General features: G+C 70.4%; 21 protein-coding genes. 12 read left to right on the top strand and 9 right to left on the bottom strand.

All coding sequences use genetic code 11. The features are described from left to right. The first annotated feature begins 30 nt into the window (after nucleotides 1-30). The 3 genes from mgtA (at nucleotide 31) to ABD285_RS11650 (ending at nucleotide 3,292) form a co-directional block, all read left to right on the top strand. Nucleotides 31-2,553: a magnesium-translocating P-type ATPase gene (gene mgtA / locus ABD285_RS11660; RefSeq protein WP_344202693.1), complete on the top strand. Its 2,523-nt coding sequence runs from the start codon at nucleotides 31-33 to the stop codon at nucleotides 2,551-2,553. A 68-nt stretch (nucleotides 2,554-2,621) separates the two neighbouring features. Beyond that, nucleotides 2,622-3,047 (top strand): universal stress protein, encoded by a 426-nt coding sequence (locus ABD285_RS11655; protein ID WP_284255423.1) that lies wholly within the window; start codon nucleotides 2,622-2,624, stop codon nucleotides 3,045-3,047. A gap of 50 nt (nucleotides 3,048-3,097) precedes the next feature. Next, a complete protein-coding gene (locus tag ABD285_RS11650) occupies nucleotides 3,098-3,292 on the top strand; it encodes a hypothetical protein (RefSeq protein WP_284255424.1) in 195 nt (64 codons plus the stop codon). 27 nt (nucleotides 3,293-3,319) lie between these two features. Here the strand turns inward: ABD285_RS11650 and ABD285_RS11645 are convergent, their stop codons facing one another. Continuing rightward, on the bottom strand, nucleotides 3,320-3,994 hold the full coding sequence (locus tag ABD285_RS11645) for a BON domain-containing protein (RefSeq protein WP_284255425.1): 675 nt from the start codon (nucleotides 3,992-3,994) through the stop codon (nucleotides 3,320-3,322). After that, nucleotides 3,991-4,659: a BON domain-containing protein gene (locus tag ABD285_RS11640; RefSeq protein WP_284255427.1), complete on the bottom strand. Its 669-nt coding sequence runs from the start codon at nucleotides 4,657-4,659 to the stop codon at nucleotides 3,991-3,993. The genes ABD285_RS11645 and ABD285_RS11640 overlap by 4 nt, the downstream gene beginning before the upstream one ends. Before the next feature lie 160 nt (nucleotides 4,660-4,819). Here ABD285_RS11640 and ABD285_RS11635 point away from each other — a divergent pair, with 160 nt between their 5' ends. Genes ABD285_RS11635 through ABD285_RS11625 form a run of 3 tightly spaced genes read left to right on the top strand, consistent with a single transcriptional unit; the run spans nucleotide 4,820 to nucleotide 6,870 of the window. Next, the gene (locus tag ABD285_RS11635; RefSeq protein WP_344202690.1) at nucleotides 4,820-5,680 is read left to right on the top strand and encodes a universal stress protein; all 861 of its coding nucleotides are present in this window, start codon (nucleotides 4,820-4,822) and stop codon (nucleotides 5,678-5,680) included. A gap of 12 nt (nucleotides 5,681-5,692) precedes the next feature. Further along, on the top strand, nucleotides 5,693-6,421 hold the full coding sequence (locus tag ABD285_RS11630; RefSeq protein WP_284255431.1) for a hypothetical protein: 729 nt from the start codon (nucleotides 5,693-5,695) through the stop codon (nucleotides 6,419-6,421). 23 nt (nucleotides 6,422-6,444) lie between these two features. Further along, the gene (locus tag ABD285_RS11625; RefSeq protein ID WP_284255432.1) at nucleotides 6,445-6,870 is read left to right on the top strand and encodes a universal stress protein; all 426 of its coding nucleotides are present in this window, start codon (nucleotides 6,445-6,447) and stop codon (nucleotides 6,868-6,870) included. 41 nt (nucleotides 6,871-6,911) lie between these two features. Here ABD285_RS11625 and ABD285_RS11620 read toward each other — a convergent pair whose 3' ends face one another. Genes ABD285_RS11620 through ABD285_RS11610 form a run of 3 tightly spaced genes read right to left on the bottom strand, consistent with a single transcriptional unit; the run spans nucleotide 6,912 to nucleotide 8,666 of the window. After that, nucleotides 6,912-7,364, bottom strand: a complete 453-nt coding sequence (locus tag ABD285_RS11620; protein WP_284255434.1) for a GNAT family N-acetyltransferase — start codon at nucleotides 7,362-7,364, stop codon at nucleotides 6,912-6,914. Between the two features lie 34 nt (nucleotides 7,365-7,398). Then, nucleotides 7,399-8,316, bottom strand: coding sequence for an NADP-dependent oxidoreductase (locus ABD285_RS11615; protein WP_284255435.1), 918 nt, complete (start codon nucleotides 8,314-8,316; stop codon nucleotides 7,399-7,401). Further along, a complete protein-coding gene (locus ABD285_RS11610) occupies nucleotides 8,313-8,666 on the bottom strand; it encodes a hypothetical protein (protein WP_284255436.1) in 354 nt (117 codons plus the stop codon). The genes ABD285_RS11615 and ABD285_RS11610 overlap by 4 nt, the downstream gene beginning before the upstream one ends. A 93-nt stretch (nucleotides 8,667-8,759) precedes the next feature. Here ABD285_RS11610 and ABD285_RS11605 point away from each other — a divergent pair, with 93 nt between their 5' ends. After that, on the top strand, nucleotides 8,760-9,443 hold the full coding sequence (locus ABD285_RS11605; RefSeq protein WP_284255437.1) for a TetR/AcrR family transcriptional regulator: 684 nt from the start codon (nucleotides 8,760-8,762) through the stop codon (nucleotides 9,441-9,443). Here the strand turns inward: ABD285_RS11605 and ABD285_RS11600 are convergent. From ABD285_RS11600 to ABD285_RS11590, 3 genes are read right to left on the bottom strand one after another with little or no spacing between them, the layout of a single operon-like run. Next, a complete protein-coding gene (locus ABD285_RS11600) occupies nucleotides 9,416-10,531 on the bottom strand; it encodes a bifunctional 2-methylcitrate synthase/citrate synthase (RefSeq protein ID WP_284255438.1) in 1,116 nt (371 codons plus the stop codon). The two genes, ABD285_RS11605 and ABD285_RS11600, sit on opposite strands and share 28 nt — an antisense overlap. Nucleotides 10,532-10,535: 4 nt before the next feature. Continuing rightward, nucleotides 10,536-11,444: a methylisocitrate lyase gene (gene prpB / locus ABD285_RS11595; RefSeq protein ID WP_284255440.1), complete on the bottom strand. Its 909-nt coding sequence runs from the start codon at nucleotides 11,442-11,444 to the stop codon at nucleotides 10,536-10,538. Then, a complete protein-coding gene (locus ABD285_RS11590) occupies nucleotides 11,444-12,943 on the bottom strand; it encodes an MmgE/PrpD family protein (protein ID WP_284255441.1) in 1,500 nt (499 codons plus the stop codon). The genes prpB and ABD285_RS11590 overlap by 1 nt, the downstream gene beginning before the upstream one ends. A 73-nt stretch (nucleotides 12,944-13,016) precedes the next feature. On the opposite strand from ABD285_RS11590, the gene ABD285_RS11585 reads away from it, so the two are divergent. The 3 genes from ABD285_RS11585 to ABD285_RS11575 are packed head-to-tail and all read left to right on the top strand — an operon-like array spanning nucleotide 13,017 to nucleotide 16,135. Beyond that, nucleotides 13,017-13,556, top strand: a complete 540-nt coding sequence (locus tag ABD285_RS11585; RefSeq protein ID WP_284255442.1) for a DUF3558 family protein — start codon at nucleotides 13,017-13,019, stop codon at nucleotides 13,554-13,556. Between the two features lie 31 nt (nucleotides 13,557-13,587). Beyond that, nucleotides 13,588-15,558 (top strand): threonine--tRNA ligase, encoded by a 1,971-nt coding sequence (gene thrS / locus ABD285_RS11580; protein ID WP_344202685.1) that lies wholly within the window; start codon nucleotides 13,588-13,590, stop codon nucleotides 15,556-15,558. Nucleotides 15,559-15,565: 7 nt separating this feature from the next. Then, nucleotides 15,566-16,135, top strand: a complete 570-nt coding sequence (locus tag ABD285_RS11575; protein ID WP_284255444.1) for an HIT family protein — start codon at nucleotides 15,566-15,568, stop codon at nucleotides 16,133-16,135. On the opposite strand, the gene ABD285_RS11570 is transcribed toward ABD285_RS11575, so the two are convergent. Then, a complete protein-coding gene (locus tag ABD285_RS11570) occupies nucleotides 16,132-16,887 on the bottom strand; it encodes an IclR family transcriptional regulator (RefSeq protein ID WP_344202683.1) in 756 nt (251 codons plus the stop codon). The genes ABD285_RS11575 and ABD285_RS11570 overlap by 4 nt on opposite strands. 141 nt (nucleotides 16,888-17,028) lie before the next feature. On the opposite strand from ABD285_RS11570, the gene ABD285_RS11565 reads away from it, so the two are divergent. Both ABD285_RS11565 and ABD285_RS11560 read left to right on the top strand, forming a co-directional pair. Then, nucleotides 17,029-18,057, top strand: coding sequence for a 2-hydroxyacid dehydrogenase (locus ABD285_RS11565; protein ID WP_344202681.1), 1,029 nt, complete (start codon nucleotides 17,029-17,031; stop codon nucleotides 18,055-18,057). 11 nt (nucleotides 18,058-18,068) lie between these two features. Then, nucleotides 18,069-20,573 (top strand): hypothetical protein, encoded by a 2,505-nt coding sequence (locus ABD285_RS11560; protein WP_344202679.1) that lies wholly within the window; start codon nucleotides 18,069-18,071, stop codon nucleotides 20,571-20,573. Nucleotides 20,574-20,605 lie beyond the last annotated feature (32 nt).

Below are 20,605 nucleotides of genomic sequence, written 5' to 3'. Positions count from 1 at the left end.
GCCCGGCAGGCGGACGGTCATACTGGCGCCATGACCGCGGCTCTCGACTGGTCGGCGCGGTCCGCGGCGGACGCGCTTGCCGCGGTGAGGAGTCGAGCCCGCGGCCTGACCGACGAGGAGGCGCGGGACCGGCTGGCCGTCGACGGTCCGAACCTGCTGCGCCGGCGACGGAGTGGGGCGCTCGGGGTGCTCGCGCGGCAGTTCCGCAACGCGGTGCTGATCCTGCTGATCGTGAGCGCGGCGCTCGCGGGGCTGCTCGGGGATGCCGTCGATGCCATCATCATCGGGGTGATCCTGCTCGCCAGCGTGGGACTGGGCTTCGTCGAGGAGTACGCCGCGGAGCGGACCACCGGCCGGCTGCAGGACTCGATGGCCCACCAGGCGCTCGTGGTGCGCGATGGCCACGCGCGGTCGATCCCGGTCACCGACATCGTGGTCGGCGACGTCGTCCATCTGACGATGGGCAGCCGGGTGCCGGCCGACCTGCGCATGCTCGAAACGCACGATCTGACCTGCGACGAGAGCGTGCTGACGGGGGAGCAGAGCCCCTCGATGAAGTCGCCGGACCCGACGCCACCCGGCGCGGCACTCGCCGAGCGGACGTCGCTCGCCTATCAGGGCACGATCGTCCGGTCGGGCTCGGCGACGGGCGTTGTCATCGCGACGGGCGCGGATACCGAGATCGGACGCATCGCGCAGCAGCTCGGCGGGCGGCTCCCCGAGACCGCGTTCCAGGCCGGTCTGCGGCGCTTCTCGCTGCTGCTGATGTGGGTTGCGGCGGTGCTGGTGGCGACCGTACTGCTCACCAGTGCACTCCTGCACCGTCCGATCCTCGACTCCCTGCTCTTCGCGTTGGCCATTGCGGTGGGCATCACCCCGCAGCTCCTCCCTGCCGTCGTGAACACCTCGCTGGCGGCCGGGGCGCGTCGGCTGGCTCGCCGAAAGGTGGTCGTCAAGCGCCTGGTCTGCATCGAGGACCTCGGCAACATCGAGGTGCTCGTCACCGACAAGACCGGGACCCTAACGACGGGGGAGATCGAGTTCACGGCGTCGCTCGATCCCGGAGGAACGCCCGACTCGCGAATCGCCGGCATCGCCGTGGCGACGGTCGATCCAGCCGGGACGGGCGCGGGCAGCACTGACGCCCTGGACGCCGCGCTGGTCAGGGCGACGGACGTGATCCCCGCAGCCACCGTCCGCCTGCCGTTCGATCACGCCCGGCGTCGTGCGAGCGGAATCGGCCCGGACAGCACCCTGGTGTGCAAGGGCGCGCCCGATGCGATCCTCCCGCTGTGCGATGAGGTCCCGCCCGCTGCGGCGGAGGTCGTGCGCCAGCAGCTGGAGCAGGGGGTTCGGCTGCTGGCGGTCGCCTCGAAGCCGTTCGACGGCGGCGGAATCACCGCCCAGGACGAGACCGGTCTCACGCTGCGCGGGTTCCTGACCTTCTCGGATGCAGTGCGCCCCGAGGCCGCTGCGGCCATCCAGCGGCTGGAGGCGCTCGGCATCCGCCTCATCGTGGCGACGGGTGACCACCCCGCGGTGGCCGAGACGGTGTGCACGCGCCTGGGCGTCCCCAGCGCCGGCACCCTGACGGGCGCGGAGCTGGACGCGCTGGACGACGACGCTCTCGCCGCGTCGCTACGGGAGACGGTCATCGTCGCCAGGGTCAGCCCGGAGCAGAAGGCCCGCGTCGTGTCGGTGCTTCGGCGAAGCGGAGCCGTCGCTTTCTTGGGCGACGGGGTCAACGACGCCCTCGCCCTGCACGATTCCGATGTGGGCATCTCCGTCGACACGGCGACGGACGTGGCCAAGGACGCCGCCGACGTCGTGCTGCTCGAGAAGAGCCTCGCCGTGCTCGCGGACGGCGTGGAGCAGGGTCGGCGCATATTCCGCAACACCCTCAAGTACGTCTACATGGCGGCGTCGGGCAACCTCGGCAACATGATCAGCGCGGCGGCGGCCTCCGCGTTCCTGCCGTTCCTGCCCATGCTGCCGGGCCAGATCCTCCTCGGGAACCTCCTCTACGACGCGAGCCAGCTCACGATCTCCACCGACCGGGTGGACCGCGACGCCCTGCGCCGGCCATCGAAATGGGACATCGGCCTCATCGGACGCTTCATGCTGGTCTTCGGGCCGCTCAGCACCTTCTTCGACCTGGCGACCTTCGCGATGCTGATCGGCGTCTTCCACGCGACACCCTCCGAGTTCCGGTCGGGCTGGTTCGTCGAATCGCTCGTGTCCCAGGCGCTGGTCGTGCTGGTCATCCGCACGCAGCGTTTCCCATTCCTACGCAGCCGGCCCGGCACGGCGCTCCTCGTCGCCGTCTTCGCCGTGGCGGGCGCCGCGGTGCTGCTCCCGTTCGCTCCGTTCGCCGGCGCGCTCGGGATGCAGCCTGTCCCCGTCGGCATGCTGCTCGCACTGGGAGGACTCGTGGTGGCGTATCTGGTGGTGGCGGACATCGCGAAGCGGCTCTTCTTCCACCGAGAGGATCGCCCAGCGCGCCCGACCGTCGACCGTCGGCTCCACCGCGCGGTGGGGGGTCTCGTGAGATGACGGCGGGCCGGACGCGACGGGACCTTGGTCCCTGTGCCTGAAGCGGAGCGCCCGATGGGATGAGACGCATGGGAGAGACGACGTCGGCACCGATCATCGTGGGATTCGACGGATCCGAGGCGTCGACCGATGCGCTCCGACAGGCCCGCGAGATGGCCGACGCCCTTGATCGTCCGGTCGTGGTCCTCGTCGCCTGGCGCTACTCCTCACTCAGCGGCGTCGGTGGACTGATGAACCTGTGGGGCGCCTTCGGCGACGCCGAGCGCGCTGCGCTTGACGCCGTCCGCGCCGTCTATGGGGAATCCGTCCCGGACAGGGTCGCGGTCGAGTTGGTCGATGGTGCACCCGCCGACGAGCTGGTCCGCGCGTCCGACCGGGCATCGATGCTCGTGGTGGGGAGCCGTGGCCTCGGAGGTCTCGGCCAGCTCCTCCTCGGGTCCGTGAGCGCGCCGGTCGCCGAGCACGCGCGCTGCCCCGTGCTGGTCGTGCACTGAGGCGAGCGGCGCCGCGAGCGTGTTGTGCAGGACCGAACGAAGGAGCCGACATGGCGGAGAAGACGCGCATCGTCGAACGCAACGGCGTCGGCGGCCTGCTGATGCTGATGGCGTATGTCGGCGCTGCCATCTACTTCATCTCGCACAGCGATGGCAGCTTCTGGGCGGTGATCCTGAGCCTGCTCCAGGCGATCGTCTGGCCTGTCTACGTCGTCTACGGGGTGCTGGGCGCGCTCGCGGTCTGAAGGCGCGCCGCCGCCCGCGTGAGATGTTCACACGTCGCTGGTGACGGTCAGCCGGTCCTCGATCGCGGTCACGTTGGGCGATCCCCATGCTGCGGAGATCGCCTGTCGACGTGCGAGCTCGGTGCGCACCGCGCCGGTGAGGGTGACACGGGTGCCGGTGACGGCCACGTGGATGTCGGTGCCGGCGAGAAGCGCGTTGCGGCGCAGTGCTCGACGGACCGAGCTCGCCGTCTCCTCCGCCGAGGCACGCAACGACAGGGTGATCCGGTTTCTGATCTCCCGGACCCCGCCGACGTGCTCGGCGATGCGGCGGGCCGCCGCCCTCTGGTGGTCCCAGTCGACCTCGCCGCGCAACGTGACCACGCCGTCCCGGACGGTGGCCTGCACCGTGGCGGGGACCTCCGTCGACCACGAGAGGCCGTGCTCCATCGCCTCCGCGATCGATGCATCCGTCACCGCACCGCCGACGGGTCGTCGTACCTCGAGGTCGTCGACGAGAGTCGAGACCCCGCGGACCCGCAGCGCGGCGCGCACCGCAGCGACCCGCTCGATGTAGCTGTCGACTCGTCCCGAGAGGCGGACCGCTCCGTCCTCCACCGCGACGCCGATCCCTGCGGCGTCGACGTCCGGGGTCCATCGCAGCTCATCCTGGACGTGCTGCTGGATCTGCCGGTCGGAGACGACCGTTCCCGAAGGCGTCATGGAGCGACCAGAAGCTGGTTGTCGACGGCGGTGACGTTCGGATCGGCCCACGCCGCCAGCTCGGCCTGCCGCCGCTCGGCGATCGACCTGACCGTCCCGGTGAGCTTCACCCGGGTTCCCTCGGCGGTGACGTGGATGCTCTGCGCGTCCAGAGCCGCGTTGCGAAGCAGGGCCGCGTGGATTCGTTTCGAAGTGGCATCCGCCGATGCGCGCGGGGTGAGCTCGATCAGGTCGAGCACATCCCGCGCGCCCTTGATCCCGCGCACGAGCCGACGGGCTTGGGCGCGCTCGTAGTTCCAATCAGCCGTCCCGGTCAGAGTGACGCGCCCGTGACTGACCGTCGCCTTCACTGTCGAGGGGAGCGTCCCCGCGTACTCGAACGCGTGCTCGATCGCCTGCGCGATCGTGCTATCGGTGAGGATTCCCGCGGCGGGCGGGTTGACGATGAGTTCGTCGGCGAGAGCGAGCACTCCATGGACCCGCAGCGCCGCTCGGGTCGCGGCAACCCTCTCGGTGTAGCTCGGCACCTCGCCGGTCAGCGTGACGCCGCCGTGGTCGACGGCGACGCCGATCCGGGCGGCATCGACATCGGGGGTCCAGTCGAGCTCGTCGCGCACCGCCTGGAGGATCTCGTGGTCGGTGCGCTGCATGCCTGCGGTCTTCATATCCGTGTTCCTCTCCGTGACGGATTGCTGCGAGCGTGCCCCTCCCGCGTGCTCTGCGGGAGGGGCGAAGGTCCCGCGACCGCGAGGGGACCTTCGGCCCTGCCGTGGCCGCTGTCGGCGCGGCACCCTCGTGAGAAAGCCGACACGGAGAGGAACGATCATGGAACGCATCGTCGTCGGAGTGGGGGACTCCGCCAGCCACAAGGCGGTTGAGTGGGTGATCCGTCGCGCCGCGCACCGTGCCGTGGAGGTCCGTCTGGTCCGGGCGTTCGACATGCTCGCCTCGGATCCGAACGACAACCGCATCACCTTGGACCGCGTCCGCGACCACGTCCGGAAGGCGCTTCCCGGCACCGAAGTGCACACCTCGCTCGAGATGAAGACCGTCCCCGACGCGCTGGTCGACGCGGCCGAGCACGCCGATCTCGTCGTCATCGGCGCGCACCGCGACCACCCGGTGCAGTCGACGCTGCAGGGATCGGTGCCGCTTCGGATCGCGTCCCGTGCCCACGCGTCGACCGTCATCGTGCCGACGGACTGGGAGCCCGGCCATGACCGGGAGGTCGTCGTCGGAATGGCCGATGACGACACCAGCTCCGCAGCTCTTCTCTTCGCCGCCCATGAGGCCGCCGCAGCTCGCGCGCGTCTCACGGTCGTGCACACCTGGGCCATGCCCGTCCGCACCATCACGGACGTGCTGGTCAGTGAGGACGTCGAGCTCCGCGATGCGCATCAGCGGGAGGTGAGCCGGGCGGTCGACGACCTTCGCGACGCCGTTGCGCACCTCGACGTCAGAGGAGCACTCGAGGAGCGGCCGACCGCCGACGCCCTCGCCGATCATGCGCGCACCGCCGAACTCGTCGTCATCGGCAGCCACCGATGGGGAGCGATCGTCGGCATCGTCCTCGGCTCGACCGCGCGCGCGCTGCTGTCGCGCACGAGCACGCCGATCAGCATCGTCCCCCCGCCCGCCCGCGTTCACACCGAAATCGACGACGACGAGTTCGCCGTCGACGCCTGAGAGATGACGACCATGACCGGACCGCACGCCGCCACCGTCGAGGGCGGTACCGACGACTTCGAGCCCTTCGGTGCGTGCTGGCTCGCCGACGACGACACCTCCGCCGCGCAACGCGCGTACGAGTGGGCGTTGGAGCGCATGGCCGCCCGCGACATCCCGCTGTCCCGCTTCCATGTCGCCGACCTGAACGACCCGCTGTCGATGCCCACCCTTCCGCTGCCGCACCCCGCCGACGTGGTGGTCGTGGGAGTCTCCGACGCCGCGAGCCGGCGCAGGGCTCGCGCGCTCGTCAATCTGTTCGGCTGCTCGATCGTCATCGTGCCGGAGGATCACTCCGGCGGTCACGGGATCGTCTGCGGCGTCGACCGGGTCACGACGGCAGGAATCACCGCCGCCGCGGCTGGTGTGGAGGCGGAGCACTCCCGACAGCCGTTGCTGCTGCTCCACGCGGTCGCAGTCAAGGCGCACCCCTTCTCCACGCGGCCCGGTCACGTCGACCCGCCGTTGCGGATCGGACGGACCGCCATCGAACGCCACCACCCGATGGTCGACCTGACCTGCCGCCTGCGCTCGATCGCCGCCGTTCACGCGCTCCTCGACGAGTCGCGTGGCCGGGAGCTGCTCGTCGTGGGCGGGGAACGGATCACCTCGCACGTGTCCGTGCTGGGTGAACTCATCGATCGGACGAGCATCCCGCTCCTGATCGCCCGTGGCGGCGGCTCCAGCCGCCTCATGGACTGACCACGTCAGAGAAGGGAACGAACATGAACGACAAGAACTCCGCTCCGGTCGTCGTCGGAATCGACGGTTCGGAGGCCTCGATCGCGGCGCTTCGACACGCTCGCGATTTGGCCGAGGTCCTCGGCCGGAGGGTCCTGGCGATCTCCGCCTGGCAGCTCCCCGCCTTCTACGGGGGCGGTCCGTGGGCTTACGACTGGGATCCTGCCGAGGATGCGAAGCGCGTTCTGGATGACGCCGTCATCGAGGTCTACGGCGACGCCGATCCCGACAGCCTCTCGAAGGAGGTCGCCGAGTGCAACCCGGCTGCGGTGCTCATCAGGCGATCGAAGGACGCCCTCATGGTCGCCGTCGGCAGCCGCGGGCACGGTGGATTCGCCGGGCTCCTCCTGGGTTCGGTCAGCGCGGCGGTCGCGGAGCACGCGAGCTGTCCGGTGCTCGTGACCCACTGACGTCGCCCTCGACCGACGCCAGAGCCGCGCGCCTCACGCAGTCACGCTGCTCGGCGCACGACCCCCGGGTGCTCGGTGTTCACGAGGTCGGCGTACTCGGGGTTGTTCTCGATGAAGGTGCGCACGATCGGGCACAGGATCGTCACCGTCTTGCCCTGTGCTCGCACGTCGTCCAGCACGCGCCGGATCAGCTCCGTGGCGACGCCCTGCTTCCGGAACTCCGGGAACACGGAGGTGGCCAGCAGCACGAGCCGGTCGTCGCCGACCCGGTTATAGGTCAGGACGCCGACCTCGCGATCTCCGACGATGGCGTCGTAGCTGCCGAATTCCTCGTTCTTCACGACGTCGAAGTCGAACGCGGGCGCGTGCGGATCGTCGAGCACCTCGTCGATGAGAACCACCTGGTCCTGGCTGAGGGTGCCCGTGCCATCCGGGTACCCGGCCTCGTCGGGGAATTCGAAGTCGTAGCGGGTCGGCTCGGCGGGGTCGGTCATGGGGTTGCTCCTTCGAGGTCGGTGGGGGGAGGCGTCACGGGCGCACGCTGATGACGGTCTTGCCTGTGCGCCGCGTCGTGGGGTTGAGCGCCGTGACGGCGTCGTCGAGGCTCGCGACCTCGCCGATGTTGGTGCGGAGCCGCCCGTCGCGCACGCGCTGGACGATCTCGACCAGTTGCGCGGGAACCGACTCGACCACGAAGTCGATGGCGAGGCCGTCGCGTGGCCGTGTCTCGGCGGGGCCGGTGATGGTCACGAGCGTGCCGCCGGCGCGGATCAGGCGGGCCGAGCGGGCCTGGATGTCGCCGCCGATGACGTCGAACACGAGGTCCACCTCGCCCACATCCTCCAGCGCCTCGTTGTCGAGGTCGATGAACTCGTGGGCTCCGTAGTCGAGCGCCTTCTCGCGATCGGCCGCGCGGCCGGTGCCGATGACATGGGCACCGGCTTCCCGTGCGAGCTGCGTGACCATCGTCCCGACGGCTCCCGCCGCGCCGTGCGCGAGCACGGTCTGGCCCGAGCGGAGCCGGCCATGGGTGACGAGCCCCTGCCACGCGGTGAGGCCCGAGATCGGCAGGCTCGCGCCGACCGTGAAGTCGACGTCGCCGGGCAGGGGCGCGAGATTGCGCGACTCGACGGCCACGTACTCCGCGAGGGTGCCGTCGCGGTGCCAGTCGGAGATCCCGAACACCCGCTGACCCACGGTCAGGCCGGTGGTCCCGTAGCCGAGGGCCGTGACCACACCGGCCAGCTCGTGCCCGAGGATCGCCGGCGACCGGTCGTGCCCGGACCGGTCCCGCCCGGTGGACGGCCATCCGGCCTCGGTGGGGACGTATCCCGACGCGTGCACCTCCACGATCACGTCGTTGATCGCCGCCGTCGGCTCGGGCCGCTCGAGGAGCGTCATGCCCGCTGCACCGGCGGCCCCGTCGGTCACCACGATCGCCTTCATCGGTCGCCCCCTGCCGCACCGTTGCGCTCGAGCTGCTGCACGTCCCAGTACAGGCATTCGACGAGGGTGCCGGCGGGGCAGTGCGGCGCCTCGTCGGCGTCGGAGGTGGTGGCCACCCGCGCGAACTCGCCGTGCGCCTTGGTGAGCAGCAGCGTGAACTCCTCATCGCTCACCGTGCAGCCCTCGACGCCGAGCCACTCCGTGAGCAGCGCCTCCACGTCCTGGTGGTACAGCCGGGAATCGGCCCACACGCGCTGGACGATCCCGGCGATCTGATCCTCCCGCGGGGCCGGCCCCGCTCCGTCCATGACGGGAAAGGTCTGCGCGGGCTTCGGCTTCCTGCTCTTCATGAGATCCCTGCTCTGCTCTGGCGTCCAACTGATCCCACAATGGTACAACTGGACGGAACCGTCCTGTTGGGTCGGTCTCGGTACCATGACCCCGTGCAGGAGAGCTCTCCGTCGGCCCCAGCGGTGCGGTTGACGGCGCGCGGTGCCAAGACCCGGGACCGGATCGTCGAGGCCGCCGCGGGCCTGATGCGGACGCACGGGGTGGGAGGCACGACGCTCGACGACGTGGTGTCGGCGAGCGACGTCAGCAAGTCGCAGTTCTACCGGCACTTCCCCGACAAGACCGCATTGGTCCGCGCGGTGATCGAGTACGTGGGGGAGCGGAAGATCGCCGGCGAGCGCGAGCGCCTCGAGGCCGTGCGCACGCTCGACGGGCTGCGGCGATGGCGCGACGCGATCGTGCACGACAACGCGCTCTACGACGGCCGGTACGGCTGCTCGCTCGGCTCTTTGGCGAACGAGGTCGCCGATCAGGATGCGATCGCGCGGACGAAGCTGGAGGAACTCTTCGCCGCCTGGCAGGAGCTCTTCGCGCAGGTGCTCGGACGGCTGCAGCGGGATGGCATCATCCCGCAGGATGCAGACCTCGCGCAGCTCGCCACCGGTTTCGTGGCCGCGGTGCAGGGCGGCTACCTGCTCGCGCAGACCTCGCGCGACGTCACGCCGATGGCGACCTCGATCGACATGGCGATCACGCATCTGCAGCTGCTCGCTCGGGCGGAGCGGGACGGGTCAGGAGCGGGCGACGATCACTCCCGGTCGGGCACCGCGCGCTGATCCGGGCCCACATACTCCGAGAGCGGGCGGATGAGCGCGTTGGAGGAGAGCTGCTCCATGACGTGCGCGGTCCATCCGGTCACCCGCGATGCGACGAACAGCGGCGTGAACACCTGGGTGTCGAAGCCCATGAGGTGGTACGCCGGCCCCGACGGGTAGTCGAGATTCGGCTTGATCCCCTTGCGGGCGTCCATGGCGCCGGCAAGCGTCTCGTACATCTCGAGCAGGTCGGGGCGGTCGTACTCGGCGACCAGCGTGTCGAGGGCGGCCTTCATCGTCGGCACGCGCGAGTCGCCGTTCTTGTACACCCGATGTCCGAAGCCCATGATCTTGCGCTTGGCAGCGAGCGCCTCGTCGAGCCACGCCTCGGCCTTGTCGGCCGTGCCGATCTCGTCGAACACGTGCATCACGGCCTCGTTGGCGCCGCCGTGCAGCGGGCCCTTGAGGGCGCCGATGGCGGCCGTGACGGCGGAGTAGAGGTCGGAGAGGGTCGAGGTCACGACGCGCGCCGTGAACGTCGACGCATTGAACGAGTGCTCCGCGTAGAGGGTCATCGAGACGTCGAACGCCTTCACGACCGTGAGATCGGGCACCTCGCCGAACGACATGTGGAGGAAGTTCGCGCTGTAGCCCAGGTCGTCGCGCGGCTCCACGAGGGGGAGGTCGTGGCGTCGGCGCTGGATGTAGGCCACGATCGCGGGCAGTTTCGCGAACAGCGTCAGCGACTTCGCGAGGTTCGCCTCGGGCGAAGAGTCGGCGGCCGTGAGGTCCTCCGCGCCGATGAAGCTCACCGCCGTGCGCACGAGGTCCATGGGGTGCGCCTCGCGCGGCAGCTCGTCGATCACGCGCTTGACCCGCTCGTCGAGGTGGCGCTGTGCGCGCTCCGACTGCTCGAAGTCGGCCAGCTGCCGGTCGTCGGGCAGGTCGCCGTGCCAGAGCAGGTGGGCGACCTCCTCGAACGAGCACTTCGCCGCGAGGTCCTGCACCGGGTACCCCCGGTACAGCAGCGAGTTGGTCTCCGGGTTCACCTTCGAGATCGCCGTCGTGTCGACGACGACGCCGGCCAGGCCCTTCTTGATGTCGGTCACGCGGTCAGCTCCTGTTGTTGGTGAGGTCGAAGGTGTACACGCCGTCGTCGAACGCCGCATAGCCGGCATAGTCGACGAGCTCGTAGAGCCGGGCGCGGGTCTGCATGCCGGGCAGCTGCGACTGCAGGGACCCCTCGGCGGCGAGCGCGTCGAGACCGCGCTCGATGGCGCCCATCGCGATCCGCAGCAGCGACACCGGGAAGATCACCATGTTGACCCCGACATCCTGCAGCTGCTGCACGGTGAAGAGGTCGCTCTTGCCGAACTCGGTCATATTGGCCAGGATCGGCACGTCGACGGCGGCGCGCATCGCCTCGAACTCGGCGAGGTCGGCCATGGCCTCGGCGAAGATCGCGTCGGCGCCGGCGTCGGCGAGGGCCTTGGCCCGCTCGGTCGCGGCACCCAGCCCCTCGACGCTGCGGATGTCGGTGCGCGCCATGATGACGAAGTCCGGGTCGCGGCGCGCCTGCACGGCCGCGCGGATCCGATTGACCGCCGTGCCCTCGTCGACGACCTCCTTCCCGTCGAGGTGGCCGCATCGCTTGGGGTTCACCTGGTCCTCGAGGTGCACGCCCGCGACGCCGGCGTCCTCGAGCAGTTGCACCGTGCGCGCGACGTTCATGGGCTCGCCGAATCCGGTGTCGCCGTCGATGAGGGTGGGCAGGTCGGTGGTCCGTGCGATCTGGGCGCCGCGCTGCGCGACCTCCGTGAGCGTGGTGAGGCCGATGTCCGGAAGCCCCAGCTCGTTGGCCATGACCGCGCCCGAGCTGTAGACGCCCTCGAACCCCTTCTCCTGGATCAGCGCCGCGGAGAGCGGCGTGAACGCGCCCGGGAAGCGCTGGATGGTGCCGCTGTCGAGACCGGCGCGGAACGCCTGCCGCTTCTGCGCGGGCGTGACGGTGGAGTGCAGCATCAGAACAGTCCCTTCGGGGCGGCGGGCAGGGCGGACTCCGCGACGACGTTGAGCGAGCGCACCTCGTCGGGCGTGAGCTCGGGCAGGCGCTCGGCGAGGCCGAGGAAGCGCTCGATCTCGTCCGCTGCGAGCACGCCGTCGGCCAGCATCCGGAACTTGGCGGCGTAGTCGGCGCGCGCGAACGGCCGGGCGCCGAGCGGGTGGGCGTCGGCGACGGCGATCTCGTCGACCACCGTGGAGCCGTCGGTGAGCACGGCCTCCATCCGGCCGCCGAACGCCTTCTCGCGCAGGTCGTTCGAGTGGTAGCGGCGGGTCCACTCCGGATCGTCGACCGTGGTGATCCTGCGCCAGAGCGCGACGGTGTCGGGGCGGGCGGCGCGCTCGGGGGCGTAGCTGGCCACGTGATCCCAGGCGCCGTCCTGCAGCGCGACGGCGAAGATGTACGGCACCGAGTGGTCGAGGGTCTCGCGGCTCGCGGCCGGGTCGTACTTCTGCGGGTCGTTCGCACCCGAGCCGATCACGTTGTGGGTGTGGTGGCTGGTGTGCAGCACGATCCGGTCGACGTTCGCCGGGTCGGCCAGCTCCGGATGCTCGGCATGCAGCCGACGTGCCAGGTCGATCCAGGCCTGCGCCTGGTACTCGGCCGAGTGCTCCTTGGTGAAGGAGTCCAGGATGGCGCGCTTGGCCTCGCCGGCCCCCGGGAGCGAGACCTCGTAGCGGGCTTCGGGACCGTCGAGCAGCCAGGCGATCACGCCGTCCTCGCCCTCCCAGATCGGCGACGGCGACGTCTGGCCGCGCATCGCGCGGTCGACGGCCTCGACCGCCATCTTGCCGGCGAAGGCCGGGGCGTAGGCCTTCCAGGTGGAGATCTCGCCCTTGCGTGACTGCCGCGTCGCGGTCGTCGTGTGCAGCGCCTGCCCGATCGCCTGGAACGTCACCCCCGGGTCGAGCCCGAGCAGCGTGCCGATTCCGGCCGCGGCGCTCGGCCCGAGGTGCGCGACGTGGTCGATCTTGTGGGCGTGCAGGCTGATTGCCTTGGCGAGGTCGATCTGGATCTCGTACCCGGTCGCGATGCCGCGTACGAGGTCCGTTCCTCCGCGGCCCGCGTGCTGCGCGACGGCGAGGATCGGCGGGATGTTGTCGCCCGGGTGCGAGTACTCGGCCGCGAGGAATGTGTCGTGGTAGTCGAGCTCGCGCACCGCGACCCCGTTGGCCCACGCGGCCCACTCGGGTGAGACGCGGTCGGTCACGCCGAACACGGATGAGCCGGGGGAGAAGGGGTGGGCGAGTGCCTGGCCCCGCGCGGCGATGACGGGCGCCCGCCCGATGGAGGCGACCGCGACGGCGGCGTTGTCGATGACCCGGTTGACGATCATCTCGACCACCTCGGGTGCGACGTCGACCGGGTCGGCCGCGACCTCCGCGATCCGCCAGGCGAGTTGCTCCTCGCGGGGGAACGCCTCGGAGCTCGGATGGGTGCGGACCTCGAACGACTTCATCGGCTCCAGCGTAGGCAGAACGGGAGGGGAGGGCGCTTACGGCGGCGTTACGAGGGGGTGATCGACTGCGGGCGTGCGCATCTTCCCGCTTCTGCCTGCCGCCGCCCTCGCTCTTGCTCTCGCTCTCGCTCTTGCTCTTGCTCTCGCCGCATGCTCCGCCGTTCCCGGCGCGACGCCGGCATCCTCCGGCGCGGGCGCCGCCTCCCCATCGCCGCACGAGTCCACGACTGCGTCCGCCGTGGCGACGGCCGCCGCTGCCGCCACCCCCGATCCGTGCGGGCTGGTCACGGAGGCGGACATCACATCCGTCACCGGAGCCGACCCGGGGCCCGGGAGGGCCACTCCCGCGGGGGTCTACCAGGCATGCGTCTACGGCAAAGCGGTCATTGTGACCGCGCGTGCAATCGATCGGGCGACGTTCGACACCAGCTCGATGCAGAATCCTGGCGCGCAGCGGATCACGGGGGCGGGAGATGCGGCGGTGACCGCGACCGGCGACGGCGGCACAGCCGTGATCGCGTGGCACAAGGGCGTCGAGCTCAACGTGCTCATCCCGGGAGGCACGGTCGACGCCGAAAAGTACCTCGTCGCGCGCGGGCTCGACCGCGTCTGAACCCGCGTCGCGCGCTCACTATCGTTGAGGGGTGAGCGCGCAGACCGGTTTCGACCTGTTCCCCGACCGCGCCGTGATCGCCCTGCGGGTGAACGGCGAGCTGAAGGACAAGGCGACCGAGCTGACGACGACGGACGGTGTCGAGCCGGTCCGGATCGACGAGCCGGACGGCCTGAACATCCTGCGACACTCCACCGCGCACGTCATGGCGCAGGCCGTGCAGCGCCTCAACCCGGAGGCGAGGCTCGGCATCGGTCCGCCGATCACCGACGGCTTCTACTACGACTTCGACGTCGCCGAGCCCTTCACCCCGGAGGACCTCAAGGCGATCGAGAAGGAGATGGAGCGCATCGTGCGCTCCGGTCAGCGTTTCGTGCGCCGGGTCGTGACCGAGGACGAGGCGCGCGCCGAGCTCGCCGGCGAGCCGTACAAGCTCGAGCTCATCGGCCTGAAGGGTCACGTCGGCCACGGCGAGGGCACGGGCGACGACAGCGAGTCGGTCGAGGTCGGCGGGGCCGAGCTGACCATCTACGACAACGTGGATCGCGAGGGCCGGACCGCCTGGAAGGACCTGTGCCGCGGTCCCCACGTTCCGAACACGGGCGCGCTCGGTGTCTTCCGGCTCATGCGGATCGCCGCCGCGTACTGGCGCGGCTCGGAGAAGAATCCCCAGCTGCAGCGCATCTACGGCACCGCGTGGGCGACCAAGGACGAGCTGCGCGGCTACACCGAGCGCCTCGCGGAGGCGGCCAAGCGCGACCACCGCAAGCTCGGCCGCGAGCTCGACCTGTTCTCGTTCCCCGACGAGATCGGCTCCGGGCTCTCGGTCTGGCATCCCCGGGGCGGCGTCGTGCGCATGGAGATGGAGCAGCACGCCCGGAAGCGCCACGTGGCGGCCGGGTACACCTACGTCTACACCCCGCACATCGCCAAGCAGGACCTCTTCCTGCAGTCGAACCACCTCGTCACCTACAAGGACGGGATGTTCCCGCCCATCCGCATGGACGAGGAGCGCGACGCCGACACCGGCGAGATCCTCAAGCAGGGCACCGACTACTACCTCAAGCCGATGAACTGCCCGATGCACATCCTGATCTACAAGGAGCGCGCCCGCAGCTACCGCGACCTGCCGATGCGGCTCGCCGAGAACGGCACCGTCTACCGCAACGAGCTCTCCGGCGCCCTGCACGGGCTCACCCGCGTGCGCGGCTTCACCCAGGACGACTCGCACCTGTTCGTCACCCCCGAGCAGCTCGAGGAGGAGGCGACCAAGGTGCTGGAGTTCGTCATCTCGATGCTGCGCGACTTCGGTCTCGACGACTTCGAGCTGGAGCTCTCGATGCGCGACGACCACAAGGACAAGTGGATCGGGTCCGACGAGTTCTGGGAGTACTCGACCAACGCGCTGCGCAACGTCGCCATGGCATCCGGGCTCAAGCTCATCGAGGTGCCGGGGGAGGCCGCGTTCTACGGTCCGAAGATCGACCTGAAGACGCGGGATGCCATCGGCCGCGTGTGGCAGCTCTCGACCGTGCAGGTCGACCCGAACCTGCCCGAGCGGTTCGAGCTGGAGTACACCGACCGCGACGGGCAGCGCAAGCGGCCCATCATGATCCACCGTGCGCTGTTCGGCTCGATCGAGCGGTTCTTCGCGATCCTGCTCGAGCACTACGCGGGCGCGTTCCCGGTGTGGCTGGCGCCCGTGCAGGTGGTCGGCGTCCCCGTCGCCGACGAGTACGCCGACTACCTCGGCGAGATCGTCGACCGGCTGAAGACGGAGGGCGTGCGTGCCGAGCTCGACGCGAGCGACGACCGCATGCAGAAGAAGATCCGCAACGCGACGCAGCTGAAGGTGCCGTACCAGCTGATCGCGGGGGAGAAGGACCGCGACGCCGGCACGGTGAGCTTCCGGTTCCGCGACGGCACGCAGGACAACGGGGTGCCCGTCGACGAGGCGGTGCGCCGCATCCGCGGGGCCATCGACACCCGGGCGCAGGTCTAAGCCGCGGATGCGCGACTACGACGGCACCGACTACCCATCCGTCGAGCCGGCGGACCGTCTGGCCGGCGTGCCGGACGGGCTGCAGCGGCTCTGGACCCCGCACCGCATCGCCTACATCGAGCAGTCTCCGCAGGAGAAGGCGGCCACGCCGTGCGTGTTCTGCGCCGCGCCGATGATGAGCGACGAGGAGACCCTGATCGTGCACCGCGGCGAGACCGGGTACGTGATCCTCAACCTGTTCCCGTACAACAGCGGCCATCTGCTCGTGGTGCCCTACCGGCACGTCGCGACGTACGACCTCGCGACGGCGGAGGAGACGCACGAGATCGCCCGGATGACGCAGACGGCGATGCGCGTGCTCGCGGCGACCTCGCATCCGCACGGCTTCAACATCGGCATGAACCAGGGCGCCGTCGCGGGCGCCGGCATCTCGGAGCACCTGCATCAGCACGTCGTGCCGCGGTGGGCGTCGGACGCCAACTTCCTGCCGATCATCGGGCAGACCAAAGCGATCCCGAAGCTGCTGGGCGAGGCGCGCGAGGAGCTCGCGCAGGCGTGGCAGCAGGTGTCCGACTAGATCGAGGTCGCGGCGCCGCGGAACTCCCGCACGAACTCGTCGAGCGCCGCCTTCAGTGCGTCGCCGCGATCGGCGATGAGGCCTTCGTCGCCCGTCTGCCCGGAGATGCTGACCCCGAACACCTCGCCCCCCATCCGGAACGCGACGCCGTTGCACGCGAAGCCCATCTGATACTCCTCGCGCTCGATGCTGTAGCCGCGCTCGGCGGCCGTTCGCACGTCGGCACGCAGGGCGTCGAGGTCGGTGATGGTGTGCGGGGTGTACACGCCGAGCGGCGGCGTGAGACCTATTTCGCGGGCGTCGTCCACACCGACCAGCGCCAGGACGGCCTTGCCGATCGAGGTCGCGTGCAGCGGCATCCGGGTGCCGAGCGAGGAGTACCGGACCACGGAGTCGATCGCGTCGACCTTGTCGATGATCGTCACCATGCCCGCCCGGAGCATGCCGACGTGCACGGTGCAGCCGAATCGACGCGACAACGCGGTGGTCCACGGGCGCAGCGACCTCGGGACGTCGATGCCGGCGATCGCCGCCTGGCCGAGCTCGGCGAGCCGGGTTCCGAGCGCGTACTCGTTCACGCGCGGATCGCGGCGCACGAGGCCGTTGCGCTCGAGCACGCGAAGCGTGCGCAGCACCGTCGTCTGGTTCGCGCCGAGCTCGTCTCCGATCGCGCTGAGCCGCAGCGGCCCGCGGCTCGCGAGCAGCCCGAGCAGGTCGAGGGCTCGCTCGAGCGATTGCAGTTCGTACGCCACGTGACCTCCCGTCGTGCGTGCCCGCAGTCTTTCACATAGCGAAGTAGGAATGCACATGGTGCTTGACATCCCCTGCGCGGTCTCGTTGACTGATCGCATAAGCCGCAACTGGCTTTCACATACTGAAAGTATTGATCTACGATGCCTCCCCAGCAGCGAGCCGACGCACATCGCGCGCGCTGCGTGGTCACGCGGATGCTGCCCGGCACGGCCCTGGATCGGCTGCGCGAGCGCCACGACGTGCTCGTGTGGGAGGGCGAGCTGCCCCCGTCGCGGGAGGCGCTCGTCGGACTCGTCCGCGACGCGGAGGGGCTCCTCGCGCTGCTGACCGACCGCATCGACCCCGAGCTGATGGATGCGGCACCGAAGCTGCGCGCGGTGTCCAACTACGCCGTGGGCTTCGACAACATCGACGTGGCGGGCGCGACCGCGCGAGGCATCGCGATCGGCAACACGCCCGACGCCCTCACGGACGCGACCGCCGAGCTCACCCTGGCTCTGCTGATGGCACGGGCGCGGGGGATCGTCGAGGGCGACGCGTTCGTCCGGTCCGGAGCATGGCGCACCTGGTCGCCGACGGCATTCCTCGGCGCCGGCCTCACCGGGGCGACCATGGCGGTCATCGGTCCCGGTCGCATCGGCACCGCCGTGGCGGATCGCGCGCGCGGCCTCCGGATGCGGGTGCTCGTCCAGGGCAGGCAGGACTCCCGGGAGCACCTGCGCGCCGTGCTTGCCGAGAGCGACGTGGTCTCGTTGCACTGTCCGCTGACGCCGGAGACCGCGCTCCTCATCGACGGCCGGACGCTCGCCTGGATGAAGCCCGGCGCCATCCTGATCAACACCTCGCGCGGCGGCCTCGTCGACCTGGATGCCGTCGCCGACGCACTCGACGCCGGCCGCCTGGGCGGCGCCGCGCTGGACACCATGGATCCCGAACCGGTGCCGCTCGGCCATCGCATCCTGAGCACGCCGCGCGTGACGGTGACCCCGCACATCGGGTCGGGGACCGCGGCCGCGCGCGCCGCGATGGCCGATGCGGCCGTCGACAATCTGCTCCTCGCCCTCGACGGCGAGCGCATGCGCTTCCCGGTGAACACCGTGGCGGGCAGAGCGAACGCGTCCTCCACGCCCGTCCCGCCGTCCACCTCTTCGACCGACCGTCCAATCTGAGGAGTCCTATCGTGGTCCACGTCGTCACCGACGACCATTCGCTCGCCGCCCGCCCTCCGATCGCGTGGGCGCTGGAGCACCATCTCGCCGATCGGGACGAGGCGATCGCCCTCGTGTCGGAGCCCGGTGCCCCCGCCGAGTCGTATCGCGTCACCGCAGGCGACCTGCTCACGGTGAGCGCCGCCGACGACCGCGGCTTCGTCTACGGAATCCAGGAGATCGCCGAGCGCCTGCGCGACGGCGGGATCGCCGACGAGGTCACGATCACCGGCCGGCCCGCCGTGCCGATCCGCGGGCTGGTCCGCTCCTTCTCCAGCGTGCACGAGGACACGCCGTGGTTCGTCGACCGGGAGTTCTGGACGGAGTACCTCGACTTCCTCGCGGACTGCCGCTTCAGCCGGTTCCACCTCGCGCTCGGGATGCAGTACAACTACGGCGCCGACCGCAACGGCGCCACCGACAACTACCTCTGCTTCGCGTACCCGTTCCTGTTCGACGTGGACGGCTGGGAGGTTCGCGCGGAAGGCGTCCACGCGGCCGAGCAGGCCCGCAACCTCGCGGCACTGCAGTACATCGCCGCGGAGACGAAGCGACGGGGGATGGACTTCCAGCTCGGGCTCTGGAACCACGCCTACGACTACGGGCGCGACTCCCGGCACTGGTACCCGATCACGGGCCTGACCCCCGAGACCCACGCGGCGTACTCGGCCGCGGGGCTGTCGCGTCTCCTGCGCGAGGTGCCCGAGGTCGACGGGCTGAGCTTCCGCGTCCACTACGAGGGCGGCATCCACGAGAACGCCCACGAGGTGTTCTGGGACGCGATGTTCCAGGCCGCGTCGGAGGCCGGCCGCCCGCTCCAGATCGACATGCACGCCAAGGGCGTCGACCAGGCGCTGCTGGACGCGGCGGACAAGCCGAACATCTCGCCGATCCTGTCGGGAAAGTACTGGGCAGAACACCTGGGCCTGCCCTATCACCAGGCGCGGATCCGGCACCGTGAGGCGGCGCGGCCGATCCCGCCGGGGCACGAGATGAAGGGCATCACCGAGTTCAGCCGGCGCTTCACACGGTACGGCTACGGCGACTTCCTCCGCGAGGACCGGGTCGTCGACCTCATGTTCCGGATCTGGCCGGGCACCCAGAAGCTGCTGCTCTGGGGGGATCCCGCGATCGCGGCCGGCTACGGCCGGTACGCGACGTTCGGCGGGAGCGCGGGCGTCGACTACTGCGAGCCTCTGTTCTTCAAGGGGCGCAAGGGCAGCGGGATCGTGGGCGGGCGCGAGCCCTATCTGCGCGAGGACCTCCGCCTGGGCGGTCGCGAGTGGCGCAAGCACCGCCACAGTTACACGCTCATGGGGCGGCACCTGTACGACCCGGCCGTGCGGGCCGAGGCCTGGCGGGCCCCGCTGCGCGCGCAGTACGGTGACGCCGCCGAGCTCGTCGAGGCCGCGCTCACGCCCGCCAGCCGCATCCTGCCGCTCGTCGTCGTGGTCCACGGGGTCAACGGCTCGAACAACGGCTACGCACCGGACATGTACGTCGACCTGCCGATCTCGGCGGGGCTGGGGTCCGAGCACTACGCCAGCGACACGGACGCGCCGACCAACTGGGGCGCGGTCAGCCCGTTCGACCCGGAGATGTTCGTCATCATCGACCGGTTCGTCGAGGATGCGCTCGCGGGCCGCCCGACGGCGGCCTACACGCCGCTGGAGGTCGCCGACCGGATCGACGCTCTGTGCGATCAGGCGGAGGCTCCGCTGGCCGGGCTCGGCGCTTTCCGGTCCTCGGCGGATGTCGAGCGGGCGTCCGTCGACATCGCGATCCTGATCCGGCTCGGCCGGTTCTACGCCGAGAAGCTGCGCGCGGCGACGAGCTATGCCGTATGGCGTCAGGCCTCGTCCACGCTCGCTCTGGACGAGGCGATCGCCCACGCGCGTCGTGCCCATGCGGCGTACGCCGGGATCCTGCCGCTCGTCGACGGCGTCTACCGCGACGAGCTGGCATTCGGCGTGGAGCGCTCCGAGCACGGCCATTGGCGTGACCGCATCCCCGACATGGAGGCCGATCTGGCCGAGCTCGAGGCGGAGCGCGCGGCGGCCACGGCCTCCGACGCCGCCTCCGGCGCCGACGCCCTCGACCTGACCCGTGGTCCGCGCCGGGACGGCTGGGCCCTCGAGCACGACGCGCCCGCGTCGTTCTCGCGCGGCGCCGCCGTCCCGATCGCCGTCCGCTCGACGGGTGTTGACGCTGCGCGGCTGCATTACCGGCACGTCGACCAGTCTGAGTCGTGGCAGGTGGTGGAGCTCGAGCGGGACGGCGACGTGTTCGCGGGGGAGATCCCCGCCGAGTACACCGCCGGGACCTACCCGCTCATGTACTACGTCACCGTCTCGACGGAGGCAGGCGAGGACCTCTATCCGGGCCTGTCCGACGACCTGTCGACCCAGCCGTACTTCGCACTCGCGAGCGAGCAGTCGGAGCGCGGAGCGGGGTGGGTGACCCCGAACCGCCGATGAGTGACGAGCCGAGGGCGGGCGAGCCCCGCATC

Origin of the sequence: Pseudolysinimonas kribbensis (genome assembly GCF_039531715.1) — a bacterium.
In the GTDB taxonomy this organism is placed as follows: Bacteria; Actinomycetota; Actinomycetes; order Actinomycetales; family Microbacteriaceae; genus Pseudolysinimonas; species Pseudolysinimonas kribbensis.
The sequence above is the reverse complement of the archived record's forward strand: the minus strand, read 5'-3'. Positions and strand labels throughout refer to the sequence as shown.